Source organism: Geodermatophilus sp. SYSU D00814 (genome assembly GCF_054050055.1).
In genome coordinates this window covers 68,780-88,886 of record NZ_JBJGYP010000013.1, presented here as the reverse complement: position 1 = coordinate 88,886, position 20,107 = coordinate 68,780, and the positions used below count along the sequence as shown (strand labels likewise).

The 20,107-nt window shown below is 75.1% G+C and carries 16 protein-coding genes; 9 read left to right on the top strand and 7 right to left on the bottom strand.

Annotated elements, in window-relative coordinates; translation table 11 throughout:
• Nucleotides 1–84: 84 nt before the first annotated feature.
• The 4 genes from ACI780_RS12115 to ACI780_RS12100 all read right to left on the bottom strand — a co-directional run bounded on the left by ACI780_RS12115 (nucleotide 85) and on the right by ACI780_RS12100 (nucleotide 7,857).
• Nucleotides 85–4,536, bottom strand: coding sequence for a multicopper oxidase domain-containing protein (locus ACI780_RS12115; protein WP_457003180.1), 4,452 nt, complete (start codon nucleotides 4,534–4,536; stop codon nucleotides 85–87).
• Between the two features lie 343 nt (nucleotides 4,537–4,879).
• On the bottom strand, nucleotides 4,880–5,896 hold the full coding sequence (locus tag ACI780_RS12110) for an LLM class flavin-dependent oxidoreductase (protein WP_457003178.1): 1,017 nt from the start codon (nucleotides 5,894–5,896) through the stop codon (nucleotides 4,880–4,882).
• Between the two features lie 46 nt (nucleotides 5,897–5,942).
• Entirely contained in the window at nucleotides 5,943–6,422 is a 480-nt protein-coding gene (locus ACI780_RS12105) for a universal stress protein (protein ID WP_457003176.1), read from the bottom strand.
• 1 nt (nucleotide 6,423) lies between these two features.
• Complete coding sequence (locus ACI780_RS12100) at nucleotides 6,424–7,857, bottom strand: APC family permease (RefSeq protein ID WP_456868525.1); 1,434 nt, start codon at nucleotides 7,855–7,857, stop codon at nucleotides 6,424–6,426.
• A gap of 139 nt (nucleotides 7,858–7,996) precedes the next feature.
• Between ACI780_RS12100 and ACI780_RS12095 the strand changes: the two genes are divergently transcribed.
• From ACI780_RS12095 to ACI780_RS12075, 5 genes are all read left to right on the top strand, one after another.
• Complete coding sequence (locus ACI780_RS12095) at nucleotides 7,997–8,239, top strand: hypothetical protein (RefSeq protein WP_456868524.1); 243 nt, start codon at nucleotides 7,997–7,999, stop codon at nucleotides 8,237–8,239.
• A 91-nt stretch (nucleotides 8,240–8,330) separates the two neighbouring features.
• The gene (locus ACI780_RS12090) at nucleotides 8,331–10,544 is read left to right on the top strand and encodes a thiamine pyrophosphate-dependent enzyme (RefSeq protein WP_457003173.1); all 2,214 of its coding nucleotides are present in this window, start codon (nucleotides 8,331–8,333) and stop codon (nucleotides 10,542–10,544) included.
• A 56-nt stretch (nucleotides 10,545–10,600) separates the two neighbouring features.
• Nucleotides 10,601–11,752: a DUF2332 domain-containing protein gene (locus tag ACI780_RS12085; protein WP_457003172.1), complete on the top strand. Its 1,152-nt coding sequence runs from the start codon at nucleotides 10,601–10,603 to the stop codon at nucleotides 11,750–11,752.
• A gap of 130 nt (nucleotides 11,753–11,882) precedes the next feature.
• Nucleotides 11,883–12,710, top strand: a complete 828-nt coding sequence (locus ACI780_RS12080; protein WP_457003170.1) for a class I SAM-dependent methyltransferase — start codon at nucleotides 11,883–11,885, stop codon at nucleotides 12,708–12,710.
• A 49-nt stretch (nucleotides 12,711–12,759) separates the two neighbouring features.
• Nucleotides 12,760–13,557, top strand: a complete 798-nt coding sequence (locus ACI780_RS12075; protein ID WP_456868520.1) for an SDR family oxidoreductase — start codon at nucleotides 12,760–12,762, stop codon at nucleotides 13,555–13,557.
• 24 nt (nucleotides 13,558–13,581) lie between these two features.
• Here ACI780_RS12075 and ACI780_RS12070 read toward each other — a convergent pair whose 3' ends face one another.
• Together ACI780_RS12070 and ACI780_RS12065 are read right to left on the bottom strand one after the other, a co-directional pair.
• On the bottom strand, nucleotides 13,582–14,418 hold the full coding sequence (locus tag ACI780_RS12070; RefSeq protein WP_457003167.1) for a TIGR03084 family metal-binding protein: 837 nt from the start codon (nucleotides 14,416–14,418) through the stop codon (nucleotides 13,582–13,584).
• Nucleotides 14,419–14,440: 22 nt separating this feature from the next.
• Nucleotides 14,441–15,160 (bottom strand): DUF2652 domain-containing protein, encoded by a 720-nt coding sequence (locus tag ACI780_RS12065; protein ID WP_457003165.1) that lies wholly within the window; start codon nucleotides 15,158–15,160, stop codon nucleotides 14,441–14,443.
• Nucleotides 15,161–15,255: 95 nt separating this feature from the next.
• Here ACI780_RS12065 and ACI780_RS12060 point away from each other — a divergent pair, with 95 nt between their 5' ends.
• Nucleotides 15,256–16,947, top strand: a complete 1,692-nt coding sequence (locus ACI780_RS12060; protein WP_457003163.1) for an MFS transporter — start codon at nucleotides 15,256–15,258, stop codon at nucleotides 16,945–16,947.
• A gap of 228 nt (nucleotides 16,948–17,175) precedes the next feature.
• Here ACI780_RS12060 and ACI780_RS12055 read toward each other — a convergent pair whose 3' ends face one another.
• A complete protein-coding gene (locus ACI780_RS12055) occupies nucleotides 17,176–17,490 on the bottom strand; it encodes a hypothetical protein (RefSeq protein ID WP_456868515.1) in 315 nt (104 codons plus the stop codon).
• A gap of 88 nt (nucleotides 17,491–17,578) precedes the next feature.
• Here ACI780_RS12055 and ACI780_RS12050 point away from each other — a divergent pair, with 88 nt between their 5' ends.
• Genes ACI780_RS12050 through ACI780_RS12040 form a run of 3 tightly spaced genes read left to right on the top strand, consistent with a single transcriptional unit; the run spans nucleotide 17,579 to nucleotide 20,106 of the window.
• Nucleotides 17,579–18,352 (top strand): enoyl-CoA hydratase/isomerase family protein, encoded by a 774-nt coding sequence (locus tag ACI780_RS12050; RefSeq protein WP_457003161.1) that lies wholly within the window; start codon nucleotides 17,579–17,581, stop codon nucleotides 18,350–18,352.
• A 51-nt stretch (nucleotides 18,353–18,403) separates the two neighbouring features.
• Entirely contained in the window at nucleotides 18,404–19,345 is a 942-nt protein-coding gene (locus ACI780_RS12045) for an NAD(P)H-binding protein (protein WP_457003159.1), read from the top strand.
• On the top strand, nucleotides 19,342–20,106 hold the full coding sequence (locus ACI780_RS12040) for a CPBP family intramembrane glutamic endopeptidase (RefSeq protein WP_456868512.1): 765 nt from the start codon (nucleotides 19,342–19,344) through the stop codon (nucleotides 20,104–20,106). Before ACI780_RS12045 ends, ACI780_RS12040 begins: the two co-directional genes overlap by 4 nt.
• Nucleotide 20,107 lies beyond the last annotated feature (1 nt).

The window sequence follows — 20,107 nt, the reverse complement described above, 5'->3', positions numbered from 1 at the left end:
GCACCGGCCACCCGGCGCGCTCCGGGGGATCCACCGGTGCACCGGCGCATCGAGACGCGGTTGCCGAGGGGCGTCCGGTGCGCGCTATGTCCGGCCACCAGAGGCGCCGACCGCGGGTTCGACACGCAGGATCCCCCACATCCCCTGGGGTACCGCCCACGTGAGGACGCCGCTGCGGTAGGCGTGGTCGCCCGGGGTGGTCGGGGTGAACTCGAACGTCCGGACACTGCCCGAGGTGATCGCCGACTCGGCCGAGACCAGGGGTGCGGTCACCGGGCCGCCCGACCGGAAGCGGTGCTCGGGCCACGTCACCCCGTGGATGGTGAAGCTGTAGGCGCGTGGCTTGTCCAGCGCGCCCACGAGGTGGAAGCGGACCTTCCGTCCGGCCGGGACCTGCCAGACCGGCGTGGCCGGCGTCTTGTCCAGCGAGTAGTCGCTGCCGCGCGGGTCGAAGACCGACCCGATGGGCTCGGTGCGGTAGTTGAACCCCTTCTGGCCCTGGTCCTCCTTCTCGGCGTCCCCGGCCTCCTCCGCCGGGGGATCGGGGAGCGGGAAGCCCGGTCTGCCGTCGGCGTTGAGGAACAGTCGCAGCCCGTCCTGCACCAGCAGCACCATCTGTTCGGTCACCCGGTCCTCCTCGGGGAGGTCGGCCCCGATCCGTGTGACGGTCACCCGGGGTCCGTGCCACCCCTCGGGCCCGGAGTCCGCGGTCGGCTGCCCGTGCGGCACGGGGTGGGGCGTGGCGTCGGCGGGGAGGACCACGAGCGACCCGACGAGACCGTGGTGGCGGTGGTGGCGGACGTCGGCCATGTCCTGCAGCAGGACCGGGCCGAGGGGCTCCTGGCTGCCTGCGGGACGACTGGTGTCCCAGCGGTACTCCCGGACCTGCCCGGGCGGCACCGTCTGTGGTGGGTTGTCACCGACGTTGGCGCCGTCGTGCTGGACGACCTCGTAGGTCACGAGGTCCGCGTGCAGCGACACCTGCCGGGACACCGGCCGGTCGTGGCGCTCCAGCGGCACCTCGGGGGCGAACGGCTCGACGCGGAGGTCCTCGGGCAGGCAGTTCTGCAGCTCGACGACGACGTCCTCGCCCTCCCGGCACCACAGGACGAGGGGCTCGAGGTCCTCCGGCGTGGTCAGGTCGAAGGCCGGGCAGGGGTCCGTGAAGGAGTCGACCACCTCGTAGAGGAGGGCGTGGGGGTCGATGATGTCGTCCCGGTAGCGCAGGTTCGCCGGCCTGGCCCGGACCCGGAACCGCCGCTCTGGCCGAGCGGGTGCCGGCTGTCCAGCCCCCTCCTCGAGTTCTGCTGCCCCCGGCAGGACTGCCGCCTCGGTCGAGGCGCCACCGAGTGTGATGACGTCGAGGGGTGACCCGGCCGGGGGCTTGTCGAGCACGCGGATGAGTCCCCAGCAGCCCAGCCAGAGGTCGTCGGCTCCGGACAGCTTGTAGAGGTGGTCCCCGCGGTGGAGCGGAGCCTGGTTGATGAAGGTGAAGGCCTCGGCGATCCCGGTGGTCTGCTGGTTGCGGATGAGCGAGTCGACCTGTTCGCGGAAGCGCAGCCACCGCAACGCGTGCACCTGGAAGCTGTGCGACTCCTCGTGCGAGCCCTGCAGGAGGCGGATCCACACGGGCTCGTCGGGGTAGCTGGTGAAGATGGTGGTGTCCGGCTCCCGGTGCACGCGTGAGCTGAACCAGTAGGCCGGGTCGCCGCCCCGTTCCCGGATGGGGGCATTGCGGTAGTTCAGGCCCATCACGCCCTGGTCGCCGTGACCACCAGGGTGCTGAGGAGGGTTGAGCGCCCGCCCGTGCCGGTCCCACATGGGGATGAAGTCCCCGATCCCGATGCAGAACTCGCGGAACCACGGCGGCTCCCGGTCGTCGTCGGGGTGACGCTCGATCAGTGCCTGCACGCCGGTGACGACCGCACGGTCGGCCTCGATGTGGTGGAGGAAGCGCGACCCCGCAGGCTCGACCAGCAGCGCCCCGAACAGGCCGTGCTTCTGCCGGTGGTTCGCGAACAGGTGGTCGTGGAAGAAGATCGTGCCGAACTCCTGGTCAGCCCACCAGCGGTAGACCATCTTGAGCCCGTGCCGGGCGCCGCTCATGTAGTTCCAGCCCACGCTCGCGCCGTCCGCGCAGATCGGGTCGAACTTCACCATGTGGACGTGCGGCGCGCACTCGCCCTCCCACTGCAGAGCCGGGCACGGCGGGAAGGCGTGGTCGAACTCCGTCTCCGGGATCACCTCGGGGGTGTCGTTGCGCAGGGTGAGGTTGACGATCTGCCCGTGCTGGGCGCGGAAGAACAGCGGCTCGAGGGGTCCGGGGCGGTCGGCCGGGTCGCCCTCCGCGGCCAGGTAGTAGAGGTGGCCGTCGTCGTCGTGCCAGCCGTGGCTGTTGTAGTCGATGCGGCGACGCGCGACGACGATGTCGTGACAGACCTGGGTGGAGCTGTTCCTGCCGAACTGGGGATCCTCGGCCCACTGCTCCGCCTGTTGCTTGCTGAGGCGGTTGCGCGTGAACAGTTCGCCGGGGACCGGACGGTCGTTGAACGCCGCCCTCTCGAGGGCCGTCGGGACCCGGCGGTAGTCGAAGTCGTCGGGCATGTCGGCTCCCCGGAGGGAGGAGACCCCGCACGGCAGCTCGAAGCGGTGCTCGTACCCCGGGTCGCAGGGTCGTTCGTCGTCCTCGAACGGGCGGTCCGGCCAGGGGGGCCGAGGTGACTTCTGCAATGGCGTCCCGGGGATGTACAGCGGGTAACCGGGCTGTTCGGGCGTCGGCAGAGGAGGAGGCTCGCGCCCGGGGAGGGGGAGGAGCTTGGCGATGCGAGTGCCGTCCGGGTAGCGCCCGATGGAGCGGCCGGCGTAGACCGGGTCGTCGCTCGCCAGGGAGTCGCCGACCTCGCCGTCCTGCCGCGTCTCGAACGTGCGGAACATCCCCCACATGCCCTCGTGGAAGTGGGGATACAGGTGACAGTGGAAGATCACGTCACCGGCGACCTGGTGACGGTTGCCCGCGCCCCAGACGGGTTCGATGGTGTGCGCGGTCTGAGGGCTGATGGAGATGGCGTCGATGCGCGGGGAGAAGCGGTCCTGCGGGATCGCGTGCCACTCGTAGAGGTGCAGGTGGAAGACGTGCGTCTCCTTGACCGCGGCGTGCACCAGGTGGATGCGGACCGGGTCACCGATGTACGCGCGCAGGATCGGCGTGACGGGGTCGCCGAACATCCACGAGCTGTGGTGCTGCTCCTCGTTCAACACCGGGCTGTCGAGGACGTGGCCCGTGCGGAGCAGTCTCCACAGCGTCCGCTCCCGGTTGATCATCGGCTCCGCCCGGTAGGAGATGGGCATGATGGGCAGGTCGTCGTGCTCACCGCCGTCACCGTGGGCGCCGTCCCGGCGGCCGTGGTGGTGGGACACCGTCGCCCCGTGGCGGTGCGCGGACGTGCCGTCGGGCGAGGTGCCGTGCCCGCGTCCGCGATGGCCGTCGTCTCCGCAGCAGCACCGGCCGCCGTGGTGCCCACCGGCGGGACCGTCGTCGGGTCCGTGCCCGTGGCGGTGGCCGTGGGGGGTGCACGGACTGGGCTCCAGTGCTCCGTGCGGCGGCACGAACTCCGGCTCGTCGTGGAAGAACACGACGAACTCCCGGAAGGACTGCTCGGCGAAGCAGGGATACGGCTCCGGAGCCGGCCAGGGGTGGTCGGCGAGTGTCGTCGTCGACGGCGGGGTGTCGCTCGGACTCTGTCCCGGAGCGAGCACGTCGACGTAGAGCCCGTCGACCTGCTGGAAGTCCCCCGTCCCGTCCGGCCCGTGTGAGGCGGTGGCGGTGGCGGTGGTCGTGAGGATGCTCGGATCCCGCCACGTCGTCCCCGGTGGCTCGACGACGAGTGCTCCGAAGAGCCCGTGCACGTTCGTCCCGTCCTCGCCGCCGGAGTAGTTGCCGCCGTCGTGGAACGGGAAGACGCCCTCGTGGTCGCAGCTCCACGTGTACTCCCACGTGCCTCCGGGCGCAGCCAGGCTCCGGGCGTTCGCCCCGACGTGCGAGCCGTCGGAGGTGGTGACGTCGTACCCGCCCCCCACGAGGTGCAGGCCCACCGCTCGGCCGTCGATGTGGTTGTGCAGGGTCACGGTCACCTGCTCGCTGCGGCGGGCACGGAGGACCAGAGGACGGACCAGCGGATGGGGCTGCCTGGCCTGTGCCGGCGTCATCGGCAGCTCGACCCCGATGCTGCTCGCGCGGTCGCACGCCTCCGAGTACAGATCCGCCGGGTCGTCCCCCTCGCCGCCAGAGGCTCGACCCGGCAGTCCGACCTGCGCCAGCGCCCTGATGTACCGCAGGATCGGGAGGTTGTCGCACAACGCGAAGAGCATGCCGTCGTGGTCGTGGTCGCCCTCCCGGTTGTAGTAGATCGTCATCTGCAGGGCGACGACGTCGTAGTGGACGGGCGGAGGCAACGCGTCGTCCGACCTCGGGTCGGGCACCGCCTCGGGCGACGAGCCCAGGTCGCCGGCGGGTGGCAGGGACTCGGTTGCCTGCATGCGACTCACCTTCCGGTTGGTCCGTGGAGCGACAGGTCGCCCGGCGCGACAGCCGTGGACGGCGCCCGGGAGCAGCGGGTCCCCCGTGTGAGGAGGGGCGGGGCCGGCTGGGCGGGAGGGCGATCCTCTCCGCCAGGCGTCACCCGGGCGTCACGACCGGGTCCACGCGACCGCGCACCGACCTCGGGCGGTCCGGCCCGGGATCGGCGGACGGTCCGGCGATGACACCGACGTCCACGGCAGGCGGGAGCTCGGGACGAGGACCGCCGGGGTGACGGCCTGACGTGCTCGTGCCCCCCCGATCGGCGTCGGCTGGGTGACGGTGCCCGGACGCGCGGAACGCCTACGGCGACCGCAGCGCGGGCAGCACCTCGGTGGCGACCAGGCGGTCGGAGCGCTCGCGCACGCCGGGGTCGACGTCGCGGGACCCGCCCACCACCGTCACGTTGGACAGGCCGAGCCCGATCAGCCCGCGCAGCCGCCGCACGCACTCGTCGGGGCCGCCGATGACGCAGAACCGCCGCAGGAACCCCTCGGACAGCGACTCCGCCTGCGCCGCGTGCTCCAGCCCGTGGTGGTAGGTGTCGTAGTGCGCGCTGACGTCGGCGACGACGGCGGCGTCGGCCGTCGACAGGGACGAGCGCGCGCCGCGCTGGAAGTGGGCGGAGATGCTCGCGTTGCCGCGCACGAGCTCGGCCAGCGCGTGCTCGTCGGTGCCGACGCCGACCACGACGAACGCCCCGACGTCGAGGGTCTGCGGGTCGAGCCCGGCGGCCGCCCGCGCCTCCCGCGCCGTGCGCACCGCCCACTCCACCCGCTCGGGCTCCGCTCCCACGGTGACGGTGACCCGGTCGGCCTGCCGGGCCGCGGCCGCGATGACCTGCGGGCCGGAGCCGAACACGTCCACGGGGACCGCCTGCTCGCCGGCGACCGGCAGCCACGTGATGCGGCTGCCGAACCCGTCGACGTCGACCGTGCCGCCGCGCAGGTAGCTGCACAGCCGGGCGAGCTGCTGCTCGAACTCGTGCGCCGGCGGCGGCCGGAGCCCGACGAGCTCGAGCGCGGTGTCGCCCCGGCCCACGCCCAGGTGCGCCCGCCCCCCGGTGACGTGGTGCAGGGTGGCGAAGGTCGAGGCCACGACCGCGGGGTGGCGGGTGACGAGGTTGGTGACGGCGGTGCCCAGCCGCAGCCGCGTCGTGACCGACGCCGCCAGGTACAGCGAGCCGACGACGTCCATGCTGAGGTTCTGCGTGTCGGTGAGCAGCAGCCCGTCCCAGCCGGCCTCCTCGGCGGCCGCGGCGTGCGCGCGCACGTCGTCGGGCAGCGGGTAGGACCGCAGGAAGAACTCGGGGGCGGGCACGTCGGGTCCCTCCTGCCGGTCGGGCGCGGGTGCGGCCGGCGCGGGGTCACTCCCCGTGCCGGGTGGCCCTCCTCGGCCGGGGGGCGGGGCGGACGACGAGCACCGGGCACGGTGCGTAGTGCTGCACGCGCTGGGCGGTGCTGCCGAGCAGGATGACGTCGCTGAGCCCGCGCCCGCCGGCGGCCATCACGATCAGCCCGGCGTCGTGCTCCGTCGCCGCCCCGATGATCTCCGCGGCCGGCGATCCGCTGCGGATCTGCCGGTCGACCTCCGGTCCCCAGCCGTCGAAGACGGCCGCCACCGCGTCGACGGCGCGCTGCGCCGCCTCGCGGAAGCTGCCGGCCCCCTCGCCGACCTCGTGGTGCTCGGCCTCGGAGATCTCGTCGGCGAAGGCGACCGAGGCCAGCGGCCGGAGGACCGCCACGACCGAGATCGCGGTGATCTTCGCGGGGTCGGCGAAGGACGTGAGGTGGCGGGCCGCGGCCAGTGACTGCGGCGAGCCGTCGGTGGCGACGACGACGTGCACCTCAGCGCTCCGTCCGGGAGACGGCCTCGGGATCGCCGCGCCGGGTGCCCGCGGGGCGGTTGCGCTTCCCGAACGCGTACTCGACGAGGAACAGCACGACGCCGACGGCGATGAGCCCGGCGCACCAGATCAGCGACGACGGGTCGTCGTAGACGGCGAACCCGAGGATGGCCAGGTTGCCGAGCAGCCCGAGGACCAGCAGGGGCGTGTTGGCCCGGTAGGTGCGCTCGTCCTCGTCGCGCCCGCGCAGCTTGAGGCAGGCGACGATCACGAGGGCGTAGATGGCCAGGAGGAGCACGACCGTGACCAGGGCGAGGGTGTTGACCAGGTCGATGCCGCCGGAACTGACGACGATGCTGCCGGCGACGAGCAGGGCCCCGACCACCGCGGCGCTGAACAGCAGCCCGACCCAGGGGCTGCGGCGGGTGGCGTGGATCTTCGCGAAGACGCCCGGGACGACGTCCTCCTTGGCCATGCCGTAGAGGATCCGCGGCTGGGTGACGATCGTGACCAGCGTGGTGTTGGTGATCGCGATCAGCGCGATGATCGAGAACAGCGTGGTCATGACGTCGGTCGAGAACGGCAGGATGCCCTGCTTCACCACCTCGAGCAGCGCCGCGTCGGACTCGGCGAGCTGGTCGGTGGGCACGGTGAGGGCGGCGGCCATGGACACCAGGACGTAGACCAGGCCGGCCACGACCATCCCGCCGACCAGGGACCTCGGGAAGTTCCGGTGCGGTTCGATCGTCTCCTCGGCGACGTTGGCCGTGTTCTCGAAGCCGGTCATCGCGAAGAACGAGAAGGCGATGCCGGCCAGGACCGCGAGCGCCGGGTTGCCGGTGACGTCGATGTCGGTGAGGACGCCGAAGTCGGCGTCGCCCTGGACGACGAACCAGATGCCGATGACCATGATGACGAGCAGGCCCGCGACCTCGACGAAGGTCATCAGCATGTTCATCACCACCGACTCGGTGATGCCGATGAAGTTGACGACCACCAGCGCGAGGACGAACACGAGGGACACGAGCAGCGCCGGCGGGCCGTCCCACAGCGTGGCGAAGTACGAGGCGAACCCGGTGGCCAGCGAGCCGGTCGCCGCGAAGCTGGCCGACAGGAACGACACGGTGACCAGGAAGGTCAGCGCCGTGCTGCCGAAGGCCTTCTTGATGTAGAGCGAGGCGCCGGCGGCCTGGGGGTACTTGGTCACCAGCTCGGCGTAGGCGGCGCCGGTGATGGCCGCGACGGTGACGCCGAGGGCGAACGCGATCCAGAACGCCCCGCCGACGGCAGCGGCGACCAGGCCGATCAGGACGTAGATGCCCGATCCGAGGACGTCCCCGAGCGTGTAGAAGAACAGCTGCCCGCCGGTGATGGACCTCCGCAGCCCGGCGTCCTCGTCGTCGACGGTGCTGGTTCCGGTGCTGGTGTCCGCCACGAGATCCCCGCTTCGTCGAGGGCGAGCTGCTGGCCCGTCCACCGAAGCGCCGCCGGGGCGCCGGTGCAACTCGGGCAGGGATCCGGCCCGTTCGGCCGTCCGGTGTGTGACAGTCCTCGGCTCCGACGGGAGGAGCGGCATGCGGGCGCGGACGGTGTGGGGCGTCGTGTGGATCGTGGTGGGGCTGGCCGTGTCGGTCGGCGGCATGGTGGTCGCCGTCGTCGACCCCGGACGTGCCGTGCTGGGCGGAGTCGGCTTCGCGGCCGGGATCCTGCCGTTCCTGGCCGGCGTCCTCCTCGTCCGGCACGCCCTGCCCCGACCGGGCGACGGCGCGGGGCGGCCGTGGGACACGTCGGGCAGCCTCTGGGACCTCTTCCGGTGAGCCGGCGGTAGGGACGGGGCCGGGGCGACCCGACGGACACGCGGTCCCGGGGCTGCTGGACCGGGCCGTCCCCGCGGGACAAGGTGTGGCGGTGGAGCAGGTCGACGAACACTTCATCGAGACGGTCAAGGGCCTCGACGGCGTCGCGCGCGGCGACCGGGCGGTCCTGCCCCCGGAGCTCGCGCCCGAGGAGGTCCTCCGGCTCTTCGACGCCCAGCTCGGCAGCCGGCACCTGGACCTGGCCGCCCGCTGGCTGCGGGGACGCGGCGAGGGCTTCTACACGATCGGCTCCTCCGGACACGAGGGGAACGCGGCCGTGGCGGCCGCGCTGCGCCCGACCGACCCCGCGCTGCTGCACTACCGCTCCGGCGGGTTCTTCCTCGAACGGGCGAACCAGGTGGCCGGCGGCTCCGACCCGCTGCGCGACGTGCTGCTCGGCATCGTCGCGGCCACCGAGGAGCCGATCTCGGGCGGCCGGCACAAGGTCTTCGGCCGCCGGGACCTCGCCGTCCTGCCGCAGACGTCGACCATCGCCTCCCACCTGCCCCGCGCCCTCGGCGTCGCGTTCTCGATCGACCGCGTCCGCAAGCTCGGGCTGGAGGGCGAGTACCCGCGCGACGCCGTCACCGTCTGCAGCTTCGGGGACGCCTCGGCGAACCACTCCACGGCGGTCGGCGCGATCAACGCCGCCGTGCAGGTCGGCTACCGGGGGCTGCCCATGCCGCTGCTGCTGGTGTGCGAGGACAACGGCCTCGGCATCAGCGTGCCCACCCCGGAGGGCTGGGTGGCGCACGCCTACGGCAGCCGCCCGGGGCTGGAGTACCTCGCCGCCGACGGCGCCGACCTGGTCGACGCCGTGCGGACGGCGCGGCGGGCGGCCGACTGGGTCCGGCGGCACCGCCGTCCGGCGTTCCTCCACCTGCGGACGGTCCGGCTGATGGGCCACGCCGGCACCGACGTCGAGAGCGCCTACCGGCGGGCCGACCGGATCGCCGCCGACCTCCGCCGCGACCCGCTGCTCGGCACCGCCCGGCTGCTCGTCGACGCCGGGCTGCTCACCCCGGCGGAGGTGCTCGACCGCTACGAGGCGACGCGCTCGCGCGTGCTCGACCTGGCCCGGGAGGTCGCCGACCTGCCCCGGCTGGAGTCGGCCGCCGAGGTGATGAGGCCCCTGGCGCCGGCCACGCCGGACGAGGTGGCCCGGGTCGCCGCCGGGGCCGCGCCGCCCGAGCGCCGCGCCGCCCTGTTCGGGAGCACGCTGCCCGAGGACGAGCCGCCGATGACGCTGGCGCAGTCGATCAACCGGGCGCTGCTCGACGTGCTGGCGCGCCACCCCGGCGCCCTGGTCTTCGGCGAGGACGTCGCGGCCAAGGGCGGCGTCTACGGGGTGACCCGTGGCCTGCTGCGCAGGGCCGGCGCCGCCCGGGTCTTCGACACGCTGCTCGACGAGCAGACCGTCCTGGGGCTGGCGCTCGGCGCCGGCGTGTCCGGCCTGCTGCCGATCCCCGAGATCCAGTACCTGGCCTACCTGCACAACGCCGAGGACCAGTTGCGCGGGGAGGCGGCGACGCTGCAGTTCTTCTCCGACGGCCAGTACCGCAACCCGATGGTCGTCCGCGTCGCCGGCTACGGCTACCAGAAGGGCTTCGGCGGCCACTTCCACAACGACGACGCCGTCGGCGTGCTGCGCGACGTGCCCGGCCTGGTCATCGCCTCCCCGGGGCGGCCCGACGACGCCGCGGCGATGCTGCGCACCTGCGCGGCCGCGGCGGCGGTCGACGGCGCGGTGTGCGTCTTCCTGGAGCCGATCGCGCTCTACCACACCCGGGACCTGCACGCCGACGGCGACGACGGCTGGACCGCGCCCTACCGCCCGCCGGGGGAGTGGGCCGAGCACCACGTCCCGATCGGCTCGGCGCGCACCCACGGCGACGGCACCGACCTCACGATCGTCACCTGGGCCAACGGCCTGCACATGAGCCTCCGGGTCGCCGCCCGCCTCGCCGGCGAGGGCATCGGCTGCCGGGTGGTGGACCTGCGCTGGCTGGCCCCGCTGCCGATGGCCGACGTCGTGCGGGAGGCGGAGGCGACCGGCCGCGTCCTGGTGGTGGACGAGACGCGCCGTTCCGGCGGGGTCTCCGAGGGCGTGCTCGCGGGCCTGGTGGACGCCGGGTTCCGCGGCAGGATGGCCCGGGTCACCAGCGCCGACAGCTTCATCCCGCTCGGCGACGCCGCCCTGCACGTGCTCGTCTCCGAGGCCGACGTCGAGCGCGCCGCCCGCGAGCTGGTGCACGGCGGGGACTGACCTGTCAGCGGCCCACCCCGTTGACGTCGGCGGGCCGGCGTGACGAGCCTGCCGTCGTGGACCCCGACCCCCGGACGGCGGTGGCGCAGCAGGCGCGGTCGGTCGCGGCCGCCTGGTCGCCGCCGGACGCGCCCACGAGCTGGTGGCTGACCGCCGCGACGTTCACCGCCGTCGCCGAGGACGACGAGCTGCTGGACCTCGCCGCGGCGGTGCCCCTCGACCGGCTGCCGCCGCTGCTCCTCAGCGCCGCCATCCGGTTCCACCTCGCGCGGCGCGGCGGGGACCCGCTCGCCGCCTTCTACCCGCGGGCCGGGGGCGCGCAGCCGCCGGCGGACCCGGGGTTCCGGCCGGCGCTGCGCGCCTTCGCCCGGGCCGAGGCCCCCGCGCTGGCCCGGCTGTGCCGCGAGCACCGCTACCAGATGACCGAGGTGAGCCGGTGCCTGGACGTGCTGGCCGCGCTCGTGGCGGTCACCGAGGGGGACCGCCGGCCGATCGCCCTGATCGACCTGGGCACCGGTGCGGGGCTCGGCCTGCGCCTGGACCGCTACCGGTACACCTACCTGCTCCCGGACGGGACACGCCGCACGGCCGGCGACGAACGGTCACCGGTCACCCTCTCCTGCTCCGTCCGCGGGCAGGCGCCCCTGCCGGCCCGCCCTCGGCTGCCCCTGATCACCCACCGGCTCGGGATCGACGTCGAGCCGCTCGACCCGGCCGACGCCGGCACGGCCGCGTGGCTCGCTGCGTGCGTGCCGCCCGAGGTCGGCGCGGTCACCCGGTTCGCCGCCGCCGTCGAGGTGGCCCGGGCACACCCCGCGGCGACCCTCCGCGGTGACCTGGTCGACGTCCTGCCGGCGGTGGTCGAGGAGGTGCCCGCGGACGCGCTGCTCTGCCTCGTCGACACCTACGCGCACGTGTTCCTGACGCCGGAGCGCCAGGCCGTCTTCCGCGACGTCGTCGCGCGGATCGGCCGGGCGAGGGACGTGGAGTGGATCTCGGTCGATCCGCTCGTCCCGCTGGGCCCGGCGGCCACGGGGACGGTGCAGGCACTGGACGTGCCGCCGGACTGGCTGCGCGAGAACCGGGACGGCGGGCTGTTCGGGGTGATCGGCAGGCTCGGCCACCGGGACGGGACCTGCCACGGGGCGGTCCTCGGGCGCAGCCACCCCAGCGCCGCGTGGCTGGAGTGGACACCGCCGCCGCCGTGAGCTCTCACTCCTGACCGGACGCGCCACCGCGGCGCGAGGGGGTCGCGTCGGTGGGGGGCCGGGAGGACCATCGACGTGCCGCGCGGCAGCCGGAGCCCGGCACGCGACCCGATCGGACCGAGGGACGGCGATGGCGACCCTGCAGCCCTACATCCTCGACGACGCCGCGACGTCGGAGTACCAGCGGCTCGACCTGATGTCGAAGATCCTCGACCCGTGGACCCGCGGGTACCTGCGCGCGCTCGGGGTGGGCCCCGGCTGGCGCTGCCTGGAGCTCGGCGGCGGGAACGGCAGCATCGCCGAGTGGCTGTGCGAGGAGGTCGGCCCCTCCGGGAGCGTCACCGCGATCGACGTCGACACGGTGCTGCTCGACCTGGTCCCCGCCCAGAACCTCACGGTGGAGCAGGCCGACGTCCGCCGGACCCGGCTGCCGGTCGGCTCCTTCGACCTGGTCACCTGCCGCGCCCTCCTGCACCAGATCGCCGAGCACGCCCCGGCGGTGCTCGCCGCGATGGCCGCCGCCGTCCGGCCCGGCGGGTGGCTGCTCGTCCAGGAGCCCGACTTCTCCCTCGCGCCGACGACCGAACCCGAGACGTGGGCCGCCACCTGGACGGCGCTGCTCCGGTGGGGACGCGACAACGGCGTCGACTGGCTCATCGGCCGCCGGCTGCCGCGCATGGTCAGCGAACTGGGCCTGGTGCGGCCGCAGGCCAAGACCGACGTGCAGGAGATCCGTGGCGGGGACCGCGGAGCGCGCTACTTCCAGCTCTTCTTCGCGGAGGTGCGGGACCGGGTGCTTGCCAGCGGGGTGCTCGACGCGGCGACGCTGGACGCCGCGTCCGCCCTGCTGGACGACCCGGGCACCTGGACCCGGTGCTGGATGATGACGGCCGCGTGGGGGCGCCGGGCACCGGGCGCCGGCCTGAGGCGTCCCCGGCCGCGGCGAGGTGGGACCTGACGCAGCACACCGGGCAGCACACCGCGCCGGATCGGGGTAGGGACGCGGCATGGACCTCAGGGACGCCGTCACCGTCGTGACCGGCGCGGGCAGCGGCATCGGCGCCGCGCTCGCCCGCCGCTTCGCCGCCGAGGGCGCCGCCGCCGTCGTGGTCAGCGACCGCGACGGGGCGGCCGCGCAGCGGGTCGCCGCCGGGATCGGCGACACCACCTCCGCCACCGCCGACACCACCGACGTCACCGACGAGGCCGCCGTCGCGGCGCTCGTGGAGCGGACGCTGGCCGCGCACGGTCGCGTCGACCTGTTCTGCTCCAACGCCGGCGTCTTCTCCGGGGGCGGCATCGAGACCGACACCGCCGTCTGGGAGCGGGTCTTCGCCGTCAACGTGCTCGCCCACGTCCACGCCGCCCGCGCCGTCCTGCCGTCGATGCTCGAGCGGGGCAGCGGGCACCTGCTCAACGTGGCCTCCGCGGCCGGCCTGCTCACCACGCCCGGCGACGCGCCCTACACGGTGACCAAGCACGGCGCCGTCGCGCTGGCCGAGTGGCTGGCGGTCACCTACGGCGACCGGGGGATCGGCGTGAGCGTCCTCTGCCCGCTCGGCGTGGCCACCCCGCTGCTGCTCGACCCGCTGGAGCAGGGCAGCTCGGCGGCCGCGGTGGTCGCCGCCTCCGGCACGGTCATCACGCCCGAGGACGTCGCGCAGTCGGTCGTCGACGGGCTCGCCGCCGACCGGTTCCTGATCCTGCCGCACCCGGAGGTCGGCACCTACTGGGCGCAGAAGGCGGCCGACCCCGAGCGCTGGCTGGCCGGGGTCCGCACGCTCATCCGGCGGACGACGACCTGACCGCCGCGACGGGCACCTCCCCGGTCACCCCGGGTCGCTCCCCCGGGGCGGACGCCCCGGCCCCGGCACGCCGGCGAACGCCTGGGCCACCGCCATCCACCGGGCGGCGACGTCGCCGGTGACGGTGAGCGCGGTGTCGGCCGGGTGCCGGCGCTGGGTGACCACCAGGCAGAAGTCGAGCGCGGTGCCGCTCACGCGCTGCGCGGCGCCCGGGTCGCCCCAGCGCCACACCCCGCCGCCGGGCGCGGTCAGCTCGACGGCGACGTCGTCCTCCGGCGGGTCCAGCCCCCGCAGCCGGAAGGCGAACGCCCGGGTGGCGACGCCGAGGTGGGCGACGTGGCGCAGCCGGTCGGTGGGCTCGCGCACCACACCGAGGGCGTCGGCGACGTCCTGCCCGTGCGCCCAGGTCTCCATCAGCCGGGCGGTGAGCGCCGAGGTGATGCCCATGTCCGGTCCGTACCAGGGCAGGCGCAGGCCCGGGGGAGCGCCGGCCGCGAGGTCGAGCAGGGCGGCGCGCGCCCGCGTGGCCCAGGCGGCCGACTGCTCCGGCGTCAGTGAGCGCTGGCCGCGGACCAGACGGTCGGGGAAGTCGTCCCCGGGGGCGGTCAGCTCGGCCGCCTCGCGCCGGAAGCGGCCGGGGTCGGTGGCCGCGAGCACGGTGGCCTCGTCGAAGAACGCCAGGTGGTGGACCTGGTCCTGCACGGTCCACCCCGCCGCGGGCGTGGGGGTGGCCCACCGGCCGGGGCCGGCGGCGTCGAGCACCTCCTGCAGAGAGCGGGTCTCCGCCGCGAGGTCCGCGGTCACCGCCCGGAGCCGGGCGACGGCCCGCGCGTCGGGAGGGTCGCTGCCGGGACCTCTCACGCGGCCGGTCCTCGTCGGGGGTTCAGCCGGCCGCGGCGAGCGTCCGGGGGCGCCGCCGGGGGAGGACGTGCGGGAGGCCGCGGCCGACCATCCCGAGGGTGCTGCCGAGGCGCCGCGGCCACGAGGGGTCCGGCGGCGGCGGGAGCGGCGCGGCCAGGTCCTCGACGCTGACGAAGAACGTCTGCACCGGCCCGATCCCCTCGAGGTCCTGCGTGAGCTCCCGCATGGCCATCCCGGAGGAGGCGGCACCGCCGTCGCGGGCGAGGTCGTCGGAGACGAGGAGGTACTCGGGGACGTCGACGGCGTTCTTGAGCAGCCGGTGGACGTAGATGACGTCCATGCCGACGAGCTTCCTGCGGCGCCGGATCGTCTGGGTCGCGACCTCGCCGACGTGCGCGACGAACTTGAGCGTCAGGTCGCTGGTCTGCGTGCAGCTCCCGCAGGGACACATGTTGAGCTCGACGAACCGGCGCTCGACGTGGAAGGCGCGGTGCATGTCGACGACCGCACGGGCGACGGCGGACAGCGCGGCCGGTCCGTCCAGGCCCTCGGCGTCCCGCGAGAGGAACGCCGCGTCGCCCTCGATCTCGACGAGGTCGAAGTCCCGCGCCGCCGCGACGACCCGGTCGAGCATCCGCCGCGTGGCCGCCTCGGCGTGCCCGAGGACGCTGCGGTGGAACTGCATGTACTGGGTGTAGCCGCCGATGTCGGCGATGAGGAGCAGCGCACGGCCGGTCGCCATGCCGGACCCTAGCGCGGCGCGGATCGGGGGCGGCCCGTCCGCGACCCCGCGGGGAGCCACCCCCGGGACCCCTCGTCGCTGCTAGCGTCCGCGCCGTGCCCGGTGCCTACCGCGAGGCGTTGGCATCGGTGGCCCGGAACCGCGACCTCCGACTGGCCCAGCTGTCGTCGCTGTCGGCGTGGACGGGTGAGTTCCTGTTCCTCACGGCGATGACGGTGTACGCGTTCGACACCGACGGCGCGGTCGGCGTCGGCGTCGTCGGGTTCCTGCGCGTGCTGCCCGCGACGGTCGCGCTGCCCTGGCTGGGCGCCCTGGCCGACCGGGTCGACCGCCGCCGGCTGCTCGTGGTCACGTGCGGGCTCCGGGCGCTCACCGCGGCGGGGGCCGCGGTCGCGGTCGCGGCCGACCGGCCGGTGGCGGTGTACGCGCTGCTCACCGCCTCCACGGTCTGCCACGCCGCCTACCGGCCCGTGCTCGGCGCCCTGTTCCCCGCGCTGTGCACCACCCCGGAGGACCTGGCCGGGGTGAACGCGGTCCGGTCCGTCCTCGACGGCGTGGCGGCGCTGGTCGGCCCGCTCGCCGCGGCCGCGCTGCTCGCCGGGGCCAGCGCGGCCGCCGCCTTCGGCGTGGTGGCCCTGCTCGCCGGCGTCGCCGGGATCCTCGTGGCCGGCCTGCGCCCCGGGTCGTCGCGACCGGCGGCCGCCGGCTCGCGGACCGGGCGGACGCGGGTGCTCGTGGACGTCGTCGAGGGCCTGCGCGAGCTGCGCCGGAGCCGCCGGGCCGCGGAGGTGATCGTCCTGGGCGGCGTGCAGTGCGTGGTCCGCGGCGCGCTGACGGTGCTGGCCGTGGTGGTCGCGGTGGACGTCACGGACCTGGGCCGCCCGGGGGTCGGGCTGCTGTGGGGGGCGTTCGGGGTGGGCGGCCTGGTGGCGGCGACGGCGTCGATCGGCGCGGCCGGCAGCTCCCGGCTGGGGACGCTGTTCGGCGCCGGGATCGCGCTGTGGGGGGCGCCGCTCGTCGTCGTCGGGTTGCTCACGGGCAGCTGGGTGGCGGTCGGCGCGTTCCTGCTCGTCGGCGCCGCCAACGCACTCGTCGACGTCACCGGCTTCACGCTGCTGCAGCGCCTCGTCCCCGACGAGACGCTGGCGCGGGTCCTCGCCCTGACCGAGGCGGTGTTCGCGCTGGCGTTGGCGCTCGGCTCGCTGGTGGCCCCGCTCCTGGTCTCCGCGCTGGGCGACACCGGCGCGCTCGCCGTCACCGGCGGGGTCCTCCCGGTCGCCGTCGCGGCGCGCTGGGCGGCGCTGCGGGCGATCGACGCGGAGATCGGGGTCCGCAAGGACCGGATCGTGCTGCTCCGGCGGGTCCGCATGCTCCGGTTGCTGCCGGTGCCGGCGATCGAGAGCCTGGCGCTGCGCGTGCGCCGGACCCGGGTGGCGGCGGGCACCGACGTGTTCCGGCAGGGCGACCCGGGCGACGACTTCTACGTCGTCGCCTCCGGTTCGGTGGCCGTGCTGGACGGCGGGCGGGAGATCCGCAGGCTGGGCCCCGGCGAGGCGTTCGGCGAGATCGCGCTCCTGCGCGCGGTCCCGCGGACGGCCACCGTGCGCGCGCTCGAGGACTCCGAGCTGGCCGCGCTCAGCGGTCCCGGCTTCGTCTCGGCGGTCACCGGTTTCTCCGCCACCTCCTCGACCGCCGAGCAGCTGGTCCGCAGCTACCTCACCGAGGACTCGAACCGGCACGCGGTCCGGCCGCGGGCCCGGCCCGAGAGCGGTCCGGGGTCCGGCTAGGGCCCGTCCTGCGGACCACGTGCGTGGCGTGACCCGTGCCCGGAGTCCGCGGTACCGGCCGGGCCGCCTGGGCCCTGCTGCGGAACTCGGAGCTCCCCACCTGCCAGGGGCCGGACAGTGTGCGCTGAGGAGCAGGTGAGAGGCCGGGATGTGCGCGTGTGCGCACATCGTCGGTCGGCAACCGGTCCCCCTGGCCGCGGGGAGCCGGAGTGAGCGCGCCGACGCGGCTCAGCGCGGCCAGCGCACCTCGATGCGGGTGACCGAGACCTCGATCCACGGCCCGGGAGGACGGGTGGTCACCGCCTCCCGGGCCGCCTGCTCCACCACCTGGCGCGCCACCTCGGCGGCCCGGGCGGTGACCGCCGCCGCGACCGCGAGCGCCGAGGCGGCGACCAGCGGCCCGGCGGTCGTGCCGCGCAGCAGGGCCGGGAGCAGGGACCGCACCGCGACCGGCAGCGCGCCGCGCCCGGGACGCCGGTCGGGCACCCGGCTCCCGTCCGCCCGGTAGACCTCGCTCGGCTCGACCGGCTGCTCATCGGTCACGTCGCCACCCCCTCCGTCCCGTCCATCCTGGCCCCGGCGCACCGTGCCGGTCGAGCCGGCGGGGTGGGAGGCGGTGCCAGGATGGTCCATGGCCGACTTCCTGCGGGTCACCGAGCAGGACCGGGTGGGGTGGATCGAGTACGACCGCCCGCCGGTCAACGCCTTCCACTGGGAGATGCTCCGGGAGGTCCCCGAGGCGCTGGAGCGGCACCTCGCCGACCCCGCCGTCCGGGTGGTGGCGATCGGCAGCGCCCTCGACACGCACTTCAGCGTCGGCGCGGACCTGCGGGTCCTCGCCGCCATGGACGACGGGGACGTGCGCCGCTGGGTCGACGTCTGCCACGACCTGGTGCGCCGGATGCGCGCGTCGCCGAAACCCCTGCTGGCGGCCGTGCACGGCACCGCGGTCGGGGGCGGCCTGGAGATGGTGCTGCACTGCGACGTCCGCTTCGCCGCGCGCACCGCCCGGCTCGGGCAGCCGGAGATCGCCATCGGGTTCATCCCGCCGGTCGGCGCGACGCAGGCACTGGCCCGCCTGCTCGGCCGGCCGCGGGCGCTGCGCTTCCTCTACGACGGCACCCTCCTCGACGCCGAGGAGGCCCTCGCCATCGGCCTCGTGGACGTCGTGGTGGCCGACGAGCGGCTCCGCGAGGAGGTGCAGGGCTACGCCGAGGGGCTGGCCGGCAAGCCCGCGCGGGCGCTGGCGGCGATCCGGCGCTGCATCACCGAGGGGGTCGACCTGCCCTTCGAGGAGGGCCTGGCCGTCGAGCGGGAGGAGGCGGTGGCGCTCGGCGCGACGGCGGACTTCCGCGAGGGGACGGCCGCCTTCCTCGCCCGGCGGCCCCCGGTCTGGTCGGACTGACCGCCGCGCCGACGGGTCGCGCCCGCGGCCCGCCCGGGTCACGCTGTGCCGGTGAGGGTCCTGGTCACCGGCGCGTCGGGGTTCGTGGGCAGCCGGCTGGCCCCCGCGCTCGAAGGAGCAGGCCACGAGGTCCGCGCGATGACCCGGCGGCCGGAGCGCTACGAGGGGGCCGGGCGCCCCGTGGCCGGCGACGTCGGGGACGAGGCGTCCCTGCGGGAGGCGCTCGAGGGCTGCGAGGCCGCCTACTACCTGGTGCACTCCCTCGGCGACACGGACTTCGAGCGCAAGGACGCCGACGCCGCCCGCGCCTTCGCCCGGGCCGCCGCCGCGGCCGGCGTCGACCGGATCGTCTACCTCGGCGGCCTCGGCCGGGACGGCGACCGGCTGTCCCGGCACCTGCGCAGCCGCCGCGAGGTCGAGCGGCTCCTGGGCGGGACCGGCGTGCCGGTGACGGTCCTGCGCGCGGGCATCGTCGTCGGCCACGGCGGGGTGTCGTGGGAGATGACCCGCCAGCTCGTGGCGCACCTGCCGGCCATGGTCACCCCCCGGTGGGTGAGCACGCGGACGCAGCCCATCGCCGTCGCCGACGTCGTCCGGTACCTGGTCGGTGTCCTCGACGCACCGCAGGCGGCGGGCCGGGTGTTCGAGGTCGGCGGGCCGGAGGTGCTCACCTACCTGCAGATGCTCACCCGGGTCGCCGACATCCAGAACCGGCACCTGTTCGTCGTCCCGGTGCCGCTGCTCAGCCCGCAGCTGTCCTCGCGCTGGCTGGCCCTGGTCACCGACGTCGACGTGGCCACCGGCCGGTCGCTCATCGACTCCATGACCAACGAGGTCGTCGTCACCGACGACGCCATCCGCTCGGTCGTCCCGTTCGACCCGGTGGACTACGACGAGATGGTGGTGGCGGCCCTGGTCGAGCGAGCGCGGGAACGCCGGCGGCAGGTCGGGGAACGGCGCGGCGGGTGGCTGAGCCGGGGAGCGCGGCGGTGAGCCGCCGGAGCGCGGTCCGGGCGCTGGAGGCCCGGGTCCGGCGGGTGGCCGGGCCGCTGCTGCGCAGCGTGCCGCGGGACCACTGGGAGAGCGACGACGCCTTCCGGCGCCGCCGGCGGGTCACCGGCGGCGTCGCGGTGGCCGGCGCCTCGCTGCTGGGGGTGTCGCTGTCGACGCCGCCGGGGTCCCCCCGGTTCTACGGGCTGACCCTCGGGGTCGCCGGCACCTGGGTGGTCGGGGGGCTGGCGTCCGGGCCGCTGCACCTGGGGCGGATGTTCGGGCGCGGGGACCGGCTGCGCCGGCCGGTGCTGACCCCGGTCGTGTCGGGGGTCGGCGCCTTCGGGGCCTTCTACGCCGCGGCGCTGGTCGCCCGGCGGATCCCGGTGCTGGAGCGGGCGATCGGCTCGGTGCTCCGCTACGCCGACCAGGGGTCGGCCCCGCTGGTGCTCACCACCACGCTGGCCAACGGCGTCGCGGAGGAGGTGTTCTTCCGCGGCGCGCTGTACGCGGCGGCCGGTGCCCGGCGCCCGGTGCTCGTCTCGACCGCCGTCTACGGCCTGGCCACGGTCGCCACCCGCAACCCGGCGCTGGTGCTGGCGAGCGTGCCGATGGGGCTGCTCTTCGCCCAGCAGCGCCGGATCACCGGGGGGATCCAGGCGCCGGTGCTCACCCACGTGGTGTGGTCGTCGCTGATGCTGCGCTACCTGCCGCCGCTGTTCGCCTCCCGGCTCGCGGAGGAGCGCTCGCCGACCCCCGGGTGAG

Coding starts and splice junctions, on each gene's coding strand:
- ACI780_RS12075 (WP_456868520.1), top strand. CDS start 12,760: ATGGACCTCAGGGACGCCGTCACCGTCGTGACCGGCGCGGGCAGCGGC.
- ACI780_RS12080 (WP_457003170.1), top strand. CDS start 11,883: ATGGCGACCCTGCAGCCCTACATCCTCGACGACGCCGCGACGTCGGAG.
- ACI780_RS12050 (WP_457003161.1), top strand. CDS start 17,579: ATGGCCGACTTCCTGCGGGTCACCGAGCAGGACCGGGTGGGGTGGATC.
- ACI780_RS12115 (WP_457003180.1), bottom strand. CDS start 4,536: ATGCAGGCAACCGAGTCCCTGCCACCCGCCGGCGACCTGGGCTCGTCG.
- ACI780_RS12095 (WP_456868524.1), top strand. CDS start 7,997: ATGCGGGCGCGGACGGTGTGGGGCGTCGTGTGGATCGTGGTGGGGCTG.
- ACI780_RS12065 (WP_457003165.1), bottom strand. CDS start 15,160: ATGGCGACCGGCCGTGCGCTGCTCCTCATCGCCGACATCGGCGGCTAC.